The organism is Hyphomicrobium sp. MC1, from assembly GCF_000253295.1.
Lineage (GTDB): Bacteria > Pseudomonadota > Alphaproteobacteria > Rhizobiales > Hyphomicrobiaceae > Hyphomicrobium_B.
The window spans coordinates 1,663,391-1,676,964 of sequence record NC_015717.1 but is presented as its reverse complement, the minus strand read 5'-3'; the positions used below and the strand labels follow the sequence as shown (position 1 = coordinate 1,676,964).

The 13,574-nt window shown below is 55.5% G+C and carries 10 protein-coding genes; 7 read left to right on the top strand and 3 right to left on the bottom strand.

Going from position 1 to position 13,574, the window contains the following annotated elements; all coding sequences use genetic code 11:
- Positions 1 to 51 precede the first annotated feature (51 nt).
- From HYPMC_RS08150 to HYPMC_RS08140, 3 genes are read right to left on the bottom strand one after another with little or no spacing between them, the layout of a single operon-like run.
- A complete protein-coding gene (locus HYPMC_RS08150) occupies positions 52 to 1,848 on the bottom strand; it encodes a polysaccharide biosynthesis tyrosine autokinase (RefSeq protein ID WP_013947400.1) in 1,797 nt (598 codons plus the stop codon).
- Positions 1,848 to 3,113 (bottom strand): polysaccharide biosynthesis/export family protein, encoded by a 1,266-nt coding sequence (locus HYPMC_RS08145; RefSeq protein WP_172636509.1) that lies wholly within the window; start codon positions 3,111 to 3,113, stop codon positions 1,848 to 1,850. The genes HYPMC_RS08150 and HYPMC_RS08145 overlap by 1 nt, the downstream gene beginning before the upstream one ends.
- Before the next feature lie 20 nt (positions 3,114 to 3,133).
- Complete coding sequence (locus HYPMC_RS08140) at positions 3,134 to 3,958, bottom strand: sugar transferase (RefSeq protein ID WP_305728235.1); 825 nt, start codon at positions 3,956 to 3,958, stop codon at positions 3,134 to 3,136.
- Positions 3,959 to 4,241: 283 nt separating this feature from the next.
- On the opposite strand from HYPMC_RS08140, the gene HYPMC_RS08135 reads away from it, so the two are divergent.
- The 7 genes from HYPMC_RS08135 to HYPMC_RS08105 are packed head-to-tail and all read left to right on the top strand — an operon-like array spanning position 4,242 to position 13,544.
- Positions 4,242 to 5,738, top strand: coding sequence for a polysaccharide biosynthesis tyrosine autokinase (locus HYPMC_RS08135; protein WP_041299888.1), 1,497 nt, complete (start codon positions 4,242 to 4,244; stop codon positions 5,736 to 5,738).
- A 30-nt stretch (positions 5,739 to 5,768) separates the two neighbouring features.
- Positions 5,769 to 7,619 carry a WecB/TagA/CpsF family glycosyltransferase gene (locus HYPMC_RS23190; RefSeq protein WP_013947395.1) on the top strand — a complete coding sequence of 617 codons (1,851 nt, stop codon included), beginning with the start codon at positions 5,769 to 5,771 and terminating at the stop codon, positions 7,617 to 7,619.
- On the top strand, positions 7,616 to 8,890 hold the full coding sequence (locus HYPMC_RS08125; protein WP_013947394.1) for a hypothetical protein: 1,275 nt from the start codon (positions 7,616 to 7,618) through the stop codon (positions 8,888 to 8,890). The genes HYPMC_RS23190 and HYPMC_RS08125 overlap by 4 nt, the downstream gene beginning before the upstream one ends.
- Position 8,891: 1 nt before the next feature.
- Entirely contained in the window at positions 8,892 to 9,971 is a 1,080-nt protein-coding gene (locus HYPMC_RS08120; RefSeq protein WP_013947393.1) for a glycoside hydrolase family 5 protein, read from the top strand.
- Complete coding sequence (locus tag HYPMC_RS08115; RefSeq protein ID WP_013947392.1) at positions 9,971 to 11,218, top strand: lipopolysaccharide biosynthesis protein; 1,248 nt, start codon at positions 9,971 to 9,973, stop codon at positions 11,216 to 11,218. Before HYPMC_RS08120 ends, HYPMC_RS08115 begins: the two co-directional genes overlap by 1 nt.
- A gap of 9 nt (positions 11,219 to 11,227) precedes the next feature.
- Positions 11,228 to 12,043: an FkbM family methyltransferase gene (locus HYPMC_RS08110; RefSeq protein ID WP_013947391.1), complete on the top strand. Its 816-nt coding sequence runs from the start codon at positions 11,228 to 11,230 to the stop codon at positions 12,041 to 12,043.
- A gap of 55 nt (positions 12,044 to 12,098) precedes the next feature.
- Complete coding sequence (locus HYPMC_RS08105) at positions 12,099 to 13,544, top strand: mannose-1-phosphate guanylyltransferase/mannose-6-phosphate isomerase (protein ID WP_013947389.1); 1,446 nt, start codon at positions 12,099 to 12,101, stop codon at positions 13,542 to 13,544.
- Positions 13,545 to 13,574: the final 30 nt, after the last annotated feature.

Below are 13,574 nucleotides of genomic sequence, written 5' to 3'. Positions count from 1 at the left end.
GATTGGCGCTGAAAAAATCGTTGAAGCAAAGAACGCTCAGTTCAGCACCTTTCACGCTTCCACACGGTCGACGGTTCCGTCGGATTGTTCGGGTTTCTTGATCGGACGGACGAAACCACTGCTCCGGGTCTCCGGAGATTTATTAATCACGATGCCAAGCAAGCGGCTTGAGATCACCTCCGCGTTCTCAAGACACCGCTCCAAATCGGCAATCGGACTGCCCCAGCGACACACCATAAGAACGCGATCTAAAAGCGGTGCGATGGCGCGCGCATCGACATGATCGAGCATCGCCGGAAGATCAATGATAATGTAGTCAAAGTTTCCTTGAGCTCGCTGCAGCGCTTGATGCATGGCGTCGCAACTCAGGATATCGGCGGGGTGCGCTGGTATTGCAAAATTATTCTGCCCCACAAAGCTCAGATTGTCCGCCAAGCGTACGACCGTGAGTGCTTCGTCTACGCCTGTAATGAACTTCGTAAATAATTCTCCGTCTCGCTCGCAGAAACATTTCGCCAATGTCGGATTGCGCAAATTGGCGTCGATCAGTAGCGTTCGACTTCCAGATTGGGCAGACAGCAAAGCGAGATTGTACGCAATCGTCGTCTTGCCATCATGAGATTTCGGTGAGGTCACGCCAATCGCGCGAGTTGGCTTCTGCAAGTCAAACTGACTGAGCGCGATCTTGATTTTCCTAAGCTCATTTTCGGCAGCATTCGCGCCGATCCCGGAATTCCCGACGAGTACAATCGGCATCCCTTTGTCGCGACCGAATAGGCCGGTACGCACTTTACATAACGGAAGCGGCTCGAAGACTCGTACTCCAAGCGCTGTCGACAACTGTGATCGCGACCGCACTGGAGCTTGCACAAACTCTGCGCCGAAGGCGCCGAGCGTCCCCAGCGTGCAGCCGGCAATCAACGACAGCGCCAACACGAGCGTGGTGCGCGGCGAACCGGGAATGTTCGGTGGAATGGCTCTGGTTAGCACGCGGGCGGAAGTCGATGGAATTGCAACTTTCTGAAGCTGCAGCGCCTGGGTGTAACGGTTCAAGTAGGCTTCGTACCCTGCCCGCGCTATTCTTGCTTTGGCAGCCAGATCTAACGCTTTTCCGTTGTCGGCGGGAACTACACCCGACGCTGCCGTCTGACCCGGACTGGAACCGGTTAGAGTCGCATCTCGCGCCGCCTTCTCAGCGCGCGTTGCTTGATCTCTTAAAACCACGAGACGGTCTTGCATCCATTTATTAGCGCGCAGTTGCGATTCCTGACGCGCGCCAAGTTGTTCTTCGATGTAGCCGTCGGCAATTGCGTTCGCAATTTTTGCAGCTTTCTCCGCATCGATGGACGTCGCGTCTATCTCCGCGACGTAACTCCGCCCGATGCGCTCGATCTTCAATTTCGCTTGAAGATTGTCTAGTGCGATCTCGCGTGGATTCGCTTTGTGCGCCGGACTTTTGCCAATCGGAGACATAGCAAGCAACCGCGAAAGAAAGCCTGGTCTTGGCTTGCCGAACTCAGGATCGTCAGCGAGCCCGAGTTCGTCGATTACCCGCAACGCAAGGCTTCCCGAGCGGACTGCCTCCATTTGCGATTCAATAACCGTGCTGTCGACAACAGCGTCGCTCGATGCCGCGTCGTCATCGGGAGCCTGTCGGGTTTCGGTAAGAAGAACCGCTGTCGCGATATACTTTTTGGGCGTAACCGCGAGAAATAACAGCGCCGCGGAAAGGCAGCCAATCACGCTAATGATGATTATGCTATGCTGGTATTTAAGCACGCTCGCGATTTCGCCGATCGACCAACGAGGCGATCTCAGCTCACGCACGTTTTGATTAAATTGCAGCACTATTCTGATCTTTTCTCATCGGTTTGCGGAGCAGGCGCACTGCTCTCGGGGAAGCGCAGCGCAACATCAACGACATCGCCCGGTCTCAGTTCCTCATCTTGTGACGCTTTGAGGCTACTGACGCCGGCATCCGTTTTCCGATGAATTAGAATGCTGGGCTCTCCGCCATTTCCTCGCACAAGTTGGGATCGAACAAGCCCTGTGTAGATCAGCTTATCGCCAAGAGCTTGCAATCGCGCGCGCGTTTGGCTCAATTCAAGCTGCGCATCATGCAATTCCGTCAGAATCCCTTGGCGTCGTTCATCAGGGAGCTTTTGAAGTTGTGCGGCCAAGTCCGCTCGATCCCTTTCGGAGACGCCTCGCTGCGCTACGGTTTGCAGATACCGCGTCGATGACAGGAGAATTGTGCGACGAGCTTCGATGACCCGCGTGATGGGCAGCGTTTGTCGTCCGAACAGCTCCTTTACGCGCTCCAATTCCTCAGTATCCGCCTGGACACCAAGCTTCTCTTTGTCCTCTTGTTGAGAGAGTGCCGAAATACGATCGTTTTCGGTCGCTATCGCTGACTGCAAGTAGTCGCTTTGCTTCTTGTTGAGGCTATTGCGTGCAGAGAGCTGAGCCTCCTCTAGGTCAACGATATTCTTCACACTGCTCGCAGAGATCGGCGTTGCCTGGAGTGCCTTGGGATCGAAGTTGGCTTTCCCTGCAAGTTCCGCTTTCAACCGCAGAATCTTCGCTTGCTGCGTAGCAAACAGCGTCCACTGGGCGTCGTAGTCTGCTCGGAAATCGGCTTCCTCCAAAAGTGGATTCTGCGCTCGAAAACGCATGACATCCACGCCACCCGCGAGAGCAATAGCTTGGCGAACGGTTATTCCGGGCCTGAATGACTGTTGTCCGGGCTGCGAGACGTCGCCATTAACATAGATCGGACGATATTCGGCGATAACGACCGATATCTCATCAGCCGCCAACATCACTGAGAGTTGGCGGCCATCACTCGAACGGCGTTGGAGAACTTGTGAGGATACCTCACTGCGAACCTTCGCTTGGAGCTCAGACACAGTCATGCCCTGGGCTTTTAATTCCCCAACGAGGGGAAAATTGATCTGCCCATCGATGTCGACTGTCGCGCGCGTCTTGAGGTCAGGTGCCGAGGCCGCGCTAAACTCGATGCTATCGCCAGGCTGAATACGATAGCTATCGTCAGCAAAGCTTGCGCTCGTCGTAGACAGAAGGATCGGCAGACATAGAAAAACAAAACGCATTTTTTTCATCAACTGCTGCCTCAGCTCCCGGTGCCGCGGAACACCTCAGATTTGAAAGTTTGCCAAAGGATCCGAAAATCCAGAAAAAGAGACCAGCTCTCAGCATAGGCGAGATCGTATTCTATACGCGCCTTGGCGAATTTTGCGTCCGTCGTGCTGCCCCTTAATCGATTGATTTGAGCCAAGCCGGTAATTCCGGGACGCATGCGATGACGCTTGAAGTAATGAGGAACAAGCTCCTCATAGAGTAGACCGCCCGCACGCATTCCAGGAACATGCGGACGAGGTCCGACAAGAGACATGTCGCCGAACAGAACGTTGAAGAGTTGCGGCAATTCATCGATATTGGTGCGGCGAAGGATTTTTCCAACACTTGTGACGCGCGGATCGTCAGCTTTGGTTTGTCTGACGCCTGTGGCATCCCCCAAATCAATTCGCATGCTGCGAAATTTGTAGATACCGAAAAGCTCGTTGTTCAAACCGTAGCGAGATTGCTTGAACAAGATCGGTCCGCGCGATGTCAGTTTGATTGCCAGCGCCGCTCCAAGAAGGATCGGCGACGCCACAACGATCAGTGTTGACGCGGCGAAAACATCGACCGCGCGCTTAATTGCAAGTTGAATTCCAAGAGTGTTGGCGCTCGGCGACGACGCAAGTTCGGCACCGGAAAAAGACAAAGACTGAGGACGATTGAGAAAGGCCATCGATACCGTCTCCGCACACTGACTGGTTCGATTGGACTGCGCACTAACGGCAATCCAGATGAGTGAAAGGCAAGTGAGTTGCCGATCGAGAGGCAACCTCTCCACTGACCATGAGGCACAATTATGGTGCAACGCACTCAATGTTACTCTCATGAAAATACTATGTAATGCGACGTTTTGTTCGCTTCCGCGAACGCGCTCGATGCGTTGTCTACTTATCACCATCCGCTGACGTCATTGCTCTAGACGTGTAAAAGTCGGACGCGACCTGATGCATCGCATTAACGTTCCATCTCACGGCCAGATACCTTTATCCGCATGGCGCGCTGCTATCAGATGGCGCCGTGGAACAATCATTACGTGGACACTCTTAGGCTTCGCTGCAGGAGCTTTAGCGCTTGGCACTGAGGAACGCCGCCACGTCGTGACGGGCGAAGTCTTGCTGCCATCGTTGAACGCAAGCGTCACAGCGTCGGATGCCGATGCACGAGAAAGTTTCGTCGCGGCTCAGATCGAGACAATCAAAAGCGATCACATTATTTCCGAAACACTCGACAGGCTCGCGTTTTGGGGTGAAGCGAACGGTCCGGCGTTTTCCGAGCCGGCTCTTTTGACAACATCCCTCGCCGGTAGCGAGCAGCAACAGATGTCATCTGTCGCGGAAACGGATGCCGAAAGACTCAAGACGATCGGAAAGATCAAGGACCTTCTAACCGTATCTCCCGTGGCATTGGGATCCGCGATCAGAATCACGCTTGCGTCGCGCGATCCATATAACGCCGCGAAGCTCGTAAATGCCGTGCTTGATGCTTACATTGAGGATTACAAAAAAACGATCGGAAATGGGCCAAAACAAGCGGTGCAGGAGCTGCAGCAACGCCTCGATACGTTGCAAGAACGTGCGGCTACCGCAGAGGAACAGGCACAGGCAGGACCCAGCAGACCCGTCGAACGCAAAAAGCTCGAAGCCTTAGCAAGCACCTATCGCTCGCTTCATCAGCAGACTCTTAGTGAGTACGCCAACGCGCTCAACGCCGAGCCCATGGCCGCGACGGGACCAAGAATTCTCACGCGGGCGAGCGCATCACGCACTTCGCCCACCTTCAGTACGGCGATACTTGCTGCAGCACTTTTGGGTGGCAGCTTCATTGGCCTCGCATTTGCTGCCCGTCGCGAGTTCGTTCTACGTCCTGTTCGCACTCCAGAAAATTTGGAGCTCAGCCTGGGATTACCTGTACTTGGCGTAGTCTCGCTTGTGCCCGGCCGCAAACTGTATCCAAAGAACGGCGCTGAACCGCCACTTCTTTTGCATGACGACAAGGACGGATTGCGCAGTATTCTTCTACGCCTGCGAGAAAACCTCAATAACGGCACATGTGTTGTCGGCGTCGCCTCAACGCGCAACGGCGAGGGAAAATCAACGCTCGCATTCAACCTCGCGGTGCTCGGTGTTGAAGGCGGCGCACGCGTTCTCTTAATGGACGGCAACCTTCATCGACCCGCACTTGCGCGCGGACTGACCGGCACGCCGACAACAGAATTGCTGAGCGCATTGAAGAACCCTACGGATCTCGTCGACAATGTCACGACGACCGAGTTCGGCTTTGATTTTCTGGGCGAACGCAGCATTTCCGATGACGTGCGGCCCGCTGTGCTGATGGCATCACCTGAGCTGGACAAGCTGATCACCAGCGCGCGCGGCAGCTATGATCTCATAATCTGTGATCTGCCCGAGCTTACAAACCACGCGGATGCCGAGGCCGTCGCGACTTCACTCGATGTCTGCGTAATCGTTGCGGAGTGGGGATCCACATCGACCTTCACACTCATGCGGGCGCTTAAAACGTCGCCTGCGGTTGGCATCCGTGCAGCAGGCGTCATCATCAACAAGGCTCCGTTGGAGGTTTTGCGGTCAGCTTGAGATCGTCCCGGTGGCTCTAGGAGGTTGTCCATGCGTGTATTGCATGTCGTTCGTCAGTTTCATCCCGCCGTGGGCGGCCTCGAAAATATGGTGCTGGCGTTAGCGCGCGCCCAACTGAGAGCTGGGCTGCAAGCAGAGGTTCTCACTCTCAACCGCCGCTTTCAAGATCTCGACACAGTGCTTCCTTCACGCGATTGCGTTGAAGATATTCCTGTTAGGCGCATTCCCTTTCGTGGTTCACGGCGCTACCCACTTGCGCCGCAAGTTTTGTCGCACCTTGAAGATTTCGACTTAGTTCACGTTCACGGTGTCGACTTCTTTGCGGATTTTCTATCAGCCACCGCGCCATGGCACAAAAAACCAATGGTGTTGACGACCCATGGGGGGTTCTTCCACACGACGTTTGCGCAACACCTGAAGCGCTTCTATTTCAAGACCATCACAAAGTCTTCGCTCCGCAATTACCGTCGCGTCATCGCCTGCAGCGACAACGACGCTCAGACCTTCCGCACAATCGCGGGTGAACGTGTTGTAGCGATCGAAAATGGCGTCGACATCCAAAAATTCAGAGATGTCTCAAGTCGAGAATACCAACCTAAGATCGCGTATTTCGGTAGATTCGCGGCGCACAAAGGCATTCTGAACCTCATCAACGCATTTGACCGCGTTCGCCATGCGATCCCGGATGCCCGTCTCGTATTGATCGGAAACGATAGTGACGGAATGCTACGCATTATCGAGGCGGCCTGCGCCGACGGCTTGCGCGACGGCAGCATCAAAATTCTGACCGACCGAAATGACGGAGAGATTGCCGATGAACTTTCTACCTGCAGCTTCTTCGCGTCGGCGTCCCAGTATGAAGGATTTGGGCTGACGCTCGTCGAAGCCATGTCTGCCGGGCTCATACCGATTGCAAATGAAATTCCAAGCTTCGAAGCGATCCTGCGACGCGCCGGCGTCGGGCTTCCCACAAATTTCGACGAGCCAGAAGTAGCAGCCGATAATCTTCTCAGATTCATGCGGACATCTTCCGAGCGCTACACCGAACTGCGATCTGCAGCTATAGCGGCAGCAGCGCCTTACGATTGGGCACAGGTCGAGCAATTGTATCGTAACGAATATGAGCGTGTCGTCGGTCACAAGACACGCACACTGCTAGGCGTTGAAATCAGCGTGATGTCGCGCAATGATGCCGTCGATGCGTTGGATCAGGCCGTCGCCCAGAATTTTCAACAGCGCATAGCATTTGCCAATGCTCACACGCTTCGCCTAGCGGCACGAAATCCCGATTTACGTAAGGCGCTACGACGCTTTCTTGTTCTCAACGATGGCTTCGGTGTTGATATCGCCAGCCGCATGAAGTTCGGCAGACGATTTCCCGCCAATCTGAACGGAACTGACTTTGTCCCGCACTATCTGACCAATACGCGGCATAAATTGCGTATTTTCCTGCTGGGCGCGCGCCCGGAAATTGTCCGCTCCACCGCCGCCCGGTTTGCCGCTTTATATCCGCGCCACTCGATCGTCGGAGCCCGCGACGGATATTTGTCGCAAGAGACAGACATCCAACTTGTACGACACGAGATAAAGACCTCCAAAGCCGACATACTTCTCGTCGCCATGGGAAATCCACTTCAAGAAATCTGGATCGACAAGCACTGCCATGATCTCCCGGTACCACTTCAGCTCGGCGTCGGCGCCCTTTTTGACTTCGCGTCTGGACGCATGAGAAGGGCACCAGGTTGGATTCGCCGTGCCCGATGCGAGTGGTTGTATCGCTTAGCGCTCGAGCCTCGCCGGCTGTTCTCTCGTTATGTAGTGGGAAATATTGTTTTCTTGCATCTTGCCACTCGCGACCGTCGCACCGGCTTCGCGCCATGAGCGACGTAACCAGCCTATCGAACAGCAATGCGAATTTTCGTTCATCCGGCTTAGCAAACAGCTGGCTGCTGGACGTTGCCCCATCCGCCATCGTAATCGCCGCCATCATGTTCAACGCTGGGCTGGCCGTCGTGAATGCCAACGTGATGGCGCTCACGCCATCCCTCGTCATGCTCGTCGAGGGGATGCTGACTGCGACTGCGCTCGCGGTTGCACTGCTTCGATGGCGACCTGAGATGGCGCCTATCGTCGTCGTAATGAGTCTCATTTTCCTGTTCGGTGTTGTTCGCGCCATCGCCACCGGAGAGCTGCAACCCAAATACATCCGCGATGTGATGATTATCCCCGTGTTTCTGCTCCTGGGAATGGCATCCTCAGAACGCTATCTGGTGCGCACTGTCCTGTTCGTCCAAACAGCAGTGCTTGCTGTCTTTCTGCTCGAGTCGTTCTTGCCAGACATTCACTCGGCAATTTTCAAAATTCAGGAATACTACATAAACACCCGCGGAACCCGCGCCGATCAGTTCTACAATTCGAACTCCGATCTCTTCGTCAGCGCCACGCGTCCGAATGCGCGCTATTTTCCATGGGTCAACGAACTGCGGATGTCATCGATATTTCTCGAGCCGGTATCGTTGGGAAATTATTGCAGTATAATCGTCGCGTTTACGACCTCATGCTTTCGCCGCATTGGCTTGCCTGCCACAATCTATCTCGCAGTCACGACCGTCCTATTGCTTATGGGCTGCGACGGCCGGCTCGCTGTACTCGCCTCGGTCATTATTTTGGCGGCAGCGTTTGTGACGCCGTACCTGCCTCCGTACTCCGCGATCATCTACCTTCCGCTGGCGGGGCTTACGTTATTTTCTGCCGCCGGTCTCTTCGGACTAAAATCTGGAGAGGACGATTTCGCAGGGCGACTAGCCGGAACGGTCGAAATCATTCATCGGTTCGAACTTCCGGACCTTCTTGGGATCTCCGAACAATTCGTCAACTCCACGGTTGATAGCGGCCTTGCCTATCTTATTGTGACGCAATCTCTCCCGGGCCTCATCCTGCTTTGGACTTTCATCGCGTGGCATGTCTCCGAAAAGACGACGGAGCAGGTTCGCTTTACGCACGCGCTCTGTATCTACCTCACCCTGTCCATGTTGGTCAGCTATTCGCTTCTGACGATAAAAACCGCCGCGCTCCTGTGGTTCATCCAAGGCGCCCTCCAGGCGGGGGGCGACGCGGAGAGAAATCAAATTCCCGCGTTAAAAGGAGCATAAGATGGTTCTCAAACCAACGCGCCGAACTGTGATCGCCACGGGCGCCGCTGCGATCGCCGCGCAGGCTTTGAACGCACCGGCGCTGTCGGAAAATTCTCCCGCCTACTGCGCGGGGGTCAATATCGCCGGCGGTGAATTCGGAAAGCTACCGGGAAAATATGGTACCGACTATTCGTATCCTTCGAAGGAGAGCTTCACCTATTTCGCCGCGCGGAATTTCAATCTCGTGCGTCTGCCTTTTCGGTGGGAACGCCTGCAGCCGGGACTCAACTCGGATTTAGATCGGCAAGAGTTGGAACGCCTGAAGGCGTCCGTCGACGCCGCGAGAGCTACCGGCCTCAAAGTTGTTCTCGACACTCATAATTATGCGCAGCGCCGCCTTAAGACCGACGACTGGAAGGAAGCACACGTCATCGGATCGGAAGCTGTGAGCGCCGCAGCTTTCGCCGACTTTTGCGGGCGGCTCGCTGCCGCGTTCAAAGATGACAACTCGGTCATCTTTGGATTGATGAACGAGCCAACTGGAATTGTCGCGTATAATTGGCTGCCGATAGCCAATGTTGCGCTCGCTGCCATACGAGCGAGCCAAGCAAAGCAACTCGTCTTTGTTCCGGGCGTGAACTACACCGGAGCCCATTCTTGGTTTTCTTCCGGAAATGACCTGATGGCGGAGGTCGTCGATCCGGAAAGAAACTTCGTGCTTGAGGTCCAGCAGTACCTTGATCAAGACTCCTCGGGGAAGACCGGGGATGTTGTGGGACCCGACGTGGGATCAGACCGATTGCACAAGTTCCAGACTTGGGCCCGCGCAAACGAAATTAGAGCATTTCTTGGAGAGTTTGGTGCCGGTCGTGACCCGCAATCGTTGGCCGCTTTGAAAAACATCTGTGTCACCATGCGCGACAACCGTGATGTTTGGATGGGTTGGGCCGCGTGGGCCGGCGGCGACTGGTGGCCCGACGACTATCCTTTGAATCTTTCGCCAGCAAAGGACGGGTCTCCACGACCTCAGTTGGAAATTTTGTCAGCACAGGCCGCCCAATTCATTCACGGCGATCCGACGGAGCAGCGTCAGAACTGATGTCACTCACAATGTCATCGCCAGTGTTGCGGCTTAGCGTGTTTGCGATGCGCATATCTGGCATTGCGAGCAAGTTCCTTCTCGGCTTGTTCATCGCGAAACTCATGTCGCTGACCGATCTCGGTATATATGGTCTGCTTCAGGGGCAAGTCGCAATTTTGCCGATCGTTCTTCGCCTCGGTTTAAATCGCCAAGTGGCGCGCGAGTTGACAGACGTCAGCCACACCGAACAGTCGCTGCTCATTTCGGGATACTTTTCGCCGTACGTCATCTTGTACGCTCTTGCGCTCATGATCGCCGCGGCACTTGCGATGGCGGACGTGATCCCCTGGCTCGCTGTTATTGTTGTTGGCCTCGTGGCAGGCGAACACTTGGTTATGGACGGCTATGACTTTTTGATTCAGCTCCGGCGCCCATTTGCGGCAAATGTGGTGCTGAGCGTCCTTTCGACATCGTGGCCGATCGCATTCATAGTTGCTGCATACTTCGAGCCCGCCTGGCGCACGATATATGCGCTGTCGGCATTCTGGCTGGGCGGCAGCGTAGCCGCGACGATTCTGATCACATTGTTTCTTCGATCCCATCTCTCGGCATTTCACCTTCCCTCTATTGAGCGGGTTCGCCGATCCATTCGCGCATCCGCACTTCTTTATGGAAATAGTCTGGCATCGACAGCCACAATCTATCTCGACCGCTATCTCGTTGGCGCGTTCCTGTCACTCGAACTTGCTGGCGTGTACTTCTTTTTCTGGCAAGTCGGAACGGCCATATATAATCTCGTGAATTCTGGGCTTATGTCATTTGCACGGCCTCACCTCGTGTCTGCTTTTCAGGCTGGAGACGATGATGCATTCCGAGATCTCGACATTCAGACCACGCGGAGCGCCCTTATGGAGGCGACGCTCCTCGGATTGGCTGCTGCATGCGTGGTCTGGTTCATCGTGCCTTATCTAGACCGCCCCCTCCTTATCAAATACCAAGCCTTGCTTTGGCTCTTGCTCGCCGCGACGCTCGCACGGATCATCGCCGAGATGGGGGCATTGCGTCTCTACTGCAGGAGCCGCGATCCGTTGCTCATGAAAAGCACTTTGCTTTCCGCCTTGCTCACTGCCGTATTCCTGCCCACAGGCATCTGGACCGGCGGCGTTTACGGATGCGCCCTCGCGTTGGCACTGATGTACGTTTTGGTTGCTGTCTACCGCGCACACGATCCTTACCAAGTACGCACGCCATCCCCCCAGTCATAGGAGTGTAATATGCAGAATGGTCTGAGAACGACACTTTCGCACCTAGCGTGGAAGCTCGCGCCGGTACACATGCATGATCGATATTTGGCTCATGATAAATTTGCTGAGAGAGAAGAGGACATCATCGGCGACATCGTCGATCCCAATCGTGGGAGCATAGATGTTGGCGCAAACCTTGGCCGCTATACGATCCTGCTTTCGAAACATACTGAGTTCGTCATCGCATTCGAGCCGCATCACGAAGTGGCGCGGCTGTTGAAAGAACTTGTTCGCCGCAAGGGCATAGACAATGTGACAATTGTCGAGAAGGCCGCATCTTCGGCCGCCGATCAAACGCGCCCTTTCTTTCTTCCCTCCGAAGGAACAGGGCACTCAACCCTCGAGCAAACTGCTCAAAACGGTTCAACAGACGTCACCGAAGTTACGACCGCCACGCTCGACCAACTGGCAGGCCATGATGTCGGCTTCGTAAAGATAGACGTCGAAGGCCATGAATACGACGTTCTTTGCGGTGCAAAGCAATTCATCGAGGCGAACTCACCCACGTTCCTAATCGAGATCGAGACGCTCGTCGCTCCTGGTCAAATTGCCCTCATCCGCGAGTTCTTCGAAGAGCGCAATTACGCTGGCTACTATATTTACAAAAATGCGCTTCATCCGATCGACGCGTTCGAGGACCGGCTGCAGGACCGCAAAGCTCTCGACTGGTCACGTTCCCGGCGGGAGATGGACTTCGTCAATAATTTCCTTTTCGCCCCAAGAGGACCAGCTTCTGAGCAATTGGCTGAACGCATCGCGACTGGGCTAACCAGGTCAATTAGTTGACAGCTATCCTGCACTCTAATGTGGACACGGCTCGCCGGAGAGAAGGAATTATTTCATGAGCACCATTTATCCAGTGATCTTGTCGGGTGGTTCGGGTACGCGGCTTTGGCCGCTGTCGCGCTCGATGTATCCGAAGCAATTCATTCGTTTCTTCAATGGTCAGAACACGTCGTTTCTCGGCTCGGCGTTAGCGCGCCTGCCGCAGAAGGCCGGTTTCGAAGCACCGATCCTGCTGTGCAATAACGATCATCGCTTTCTCGTGCGCGAGGAAGTCGACCGCGCCGGCATCGAGCCTAAGGCCATCATTCTTGAACCGATCGCGCGCAATACGGCGCCGGCGATTGCAGTTGCGGCGCTGATCGCGCTGCGTGACGATCCAAATGCGATCCTCGCCGTCATGCCGTCCGATCACGTCATCGGCGACGAGGCGCTCTTTGCAGAGAACATCCGGCGGGCTGCCGCCGTGGCCGAGACGGGCAAGCTCGTTCTCTTCGGCATCACGCCGACGGAGCCGCACACCGGCTACGGCTACATCAAGCGCGGCGCGGCGCTGTCAGGATTTGACGGCGACGCTTTCGAGGTTGCGAGCTTTGCCGAAAAGCCCGACCGCGCCACCGCCGAAGATTATCTGGCGGACGGCTCCTACTTCTGGAACAGCGGCATCTTCGCGCTCAATGCCAAGACGTTCCTCGCCGAGATCGAACGCTACGAGCCGGTCATTCTGGACGCAGCGCGCGCAGCACTTGCGGGCGCCAGCGAAGACCTCGGTTTCCTCCGGCTGGATAAGCCGAGCTTTGCGGCGTCGCCGAACATCTCGATCGACTACGCGGTGATGGAGAAGACGAACAAGGCCGCGATCCTGCCGATGGATGTCGGCTGGAACGACGTCGGCTCATGGTCGTCGCTGTGGGATATCGCGCCGCGCGATGACAAGGGCAACTTCATCAAGGGCGAAGCCGTGCTGGAAGATACATCCGGCTGCTATGTCCACTCAGAGAAGTCGATCGTGTCGACGATCGGGCTCAACGATCTCATCATCGTCAACACACCGGATGCGCTGCTCGTTGCCGACAAGACCCGCACGCAGGACGTCTCGAAAGTCGTGCAGCGCCTGAAGCTGTCGAACCGCAAGGAGCAGGAACAGCACCTGCGAAACTATCGGCCGTGGGGCTACTTCGAGACGCTGAACATCGGACCGCGCTTCCAGGTCAAGCTGTTGCACGTCAAGCCCGGCGGCAAGCTGTCGATGCAAATGCATCATCATCGCTCCGAGCATTGGATCGTGGTGCAGGGCACGGCGCAGGTTTCGATCGGCGATAAGGAACAGCTCGTTCGCGAGAACGAGAGCGTCTACATTTTCGCGACGCAGTGGCACCGGCTGCAGAACCCCGGCAAGGTTCCCGTCGAGATCATCGAGGTGCAGATCGGATCGTACCTCGGCGAGGACGATATTCAGCGCACCGACGACATCTACAATCGCCAGCCCGAAGAGACGAGATAAAGAGGGCGGCCACGGCGGCACGCGCAGCCT

What these genes read in the sequence shown, in the direction of transcription:
- HYPMC_RS08145 (WP_172636509.1), bottom strand. Translation starts at nt 3,113, where the DNA reads ATGCGTTTTGTTTTTCTATGTCTGCCGATCCTTCTGTCTACGACGAGC.
- HYPMC_RS23190 (WP_013947395.1), top strand. Translation starts at nt 5,769, where the DNA reads ATGCGTGTATTGCATGTCGTTCGTCAGTTTCATCCCGCCGTGGGCGGC.
- HYPMC_RS08125 (WP_013947394.1), top strand. Translation starts at nt 7,616, where the DNA reads ATGAGCGACGTAACCAGCCTATCGAACAGCAATGCGAATTTTCGTTCA.
- HYPMC_RS08120 (WP_013947393.1), top strand. Translation starts at nt 8,892, where the DNA reads ATGGTTCTCAAACCAACGCGCCGAACTGTGATCGCCACGGGCGCCGCT.
- HYPMC_RS08115 (WP_013947392.1), top strand. Translation starts at nt 9,971, where the DNA reads ATGTCACTCACAATGTCATCGCCAGTGTTGCGGCTTAGCGTGTTTGCG.
- HYPMC_RS08110 (WP_013947391.1), top strand. Translation starts at nt 11,228, where the DNA reads ATGCAGAATGGTCTGAGAACGACACTTTCGCACCTAGCGTGGAAGCTC.
- HYPMC_RS08105 (WP_013947389.1), top strand. Translation starts at nt 12,099, where the DNA reads ATGAGCACCATTTATCCAGTGATCTTGTCGGGTGGTTCGGGTACGCGG.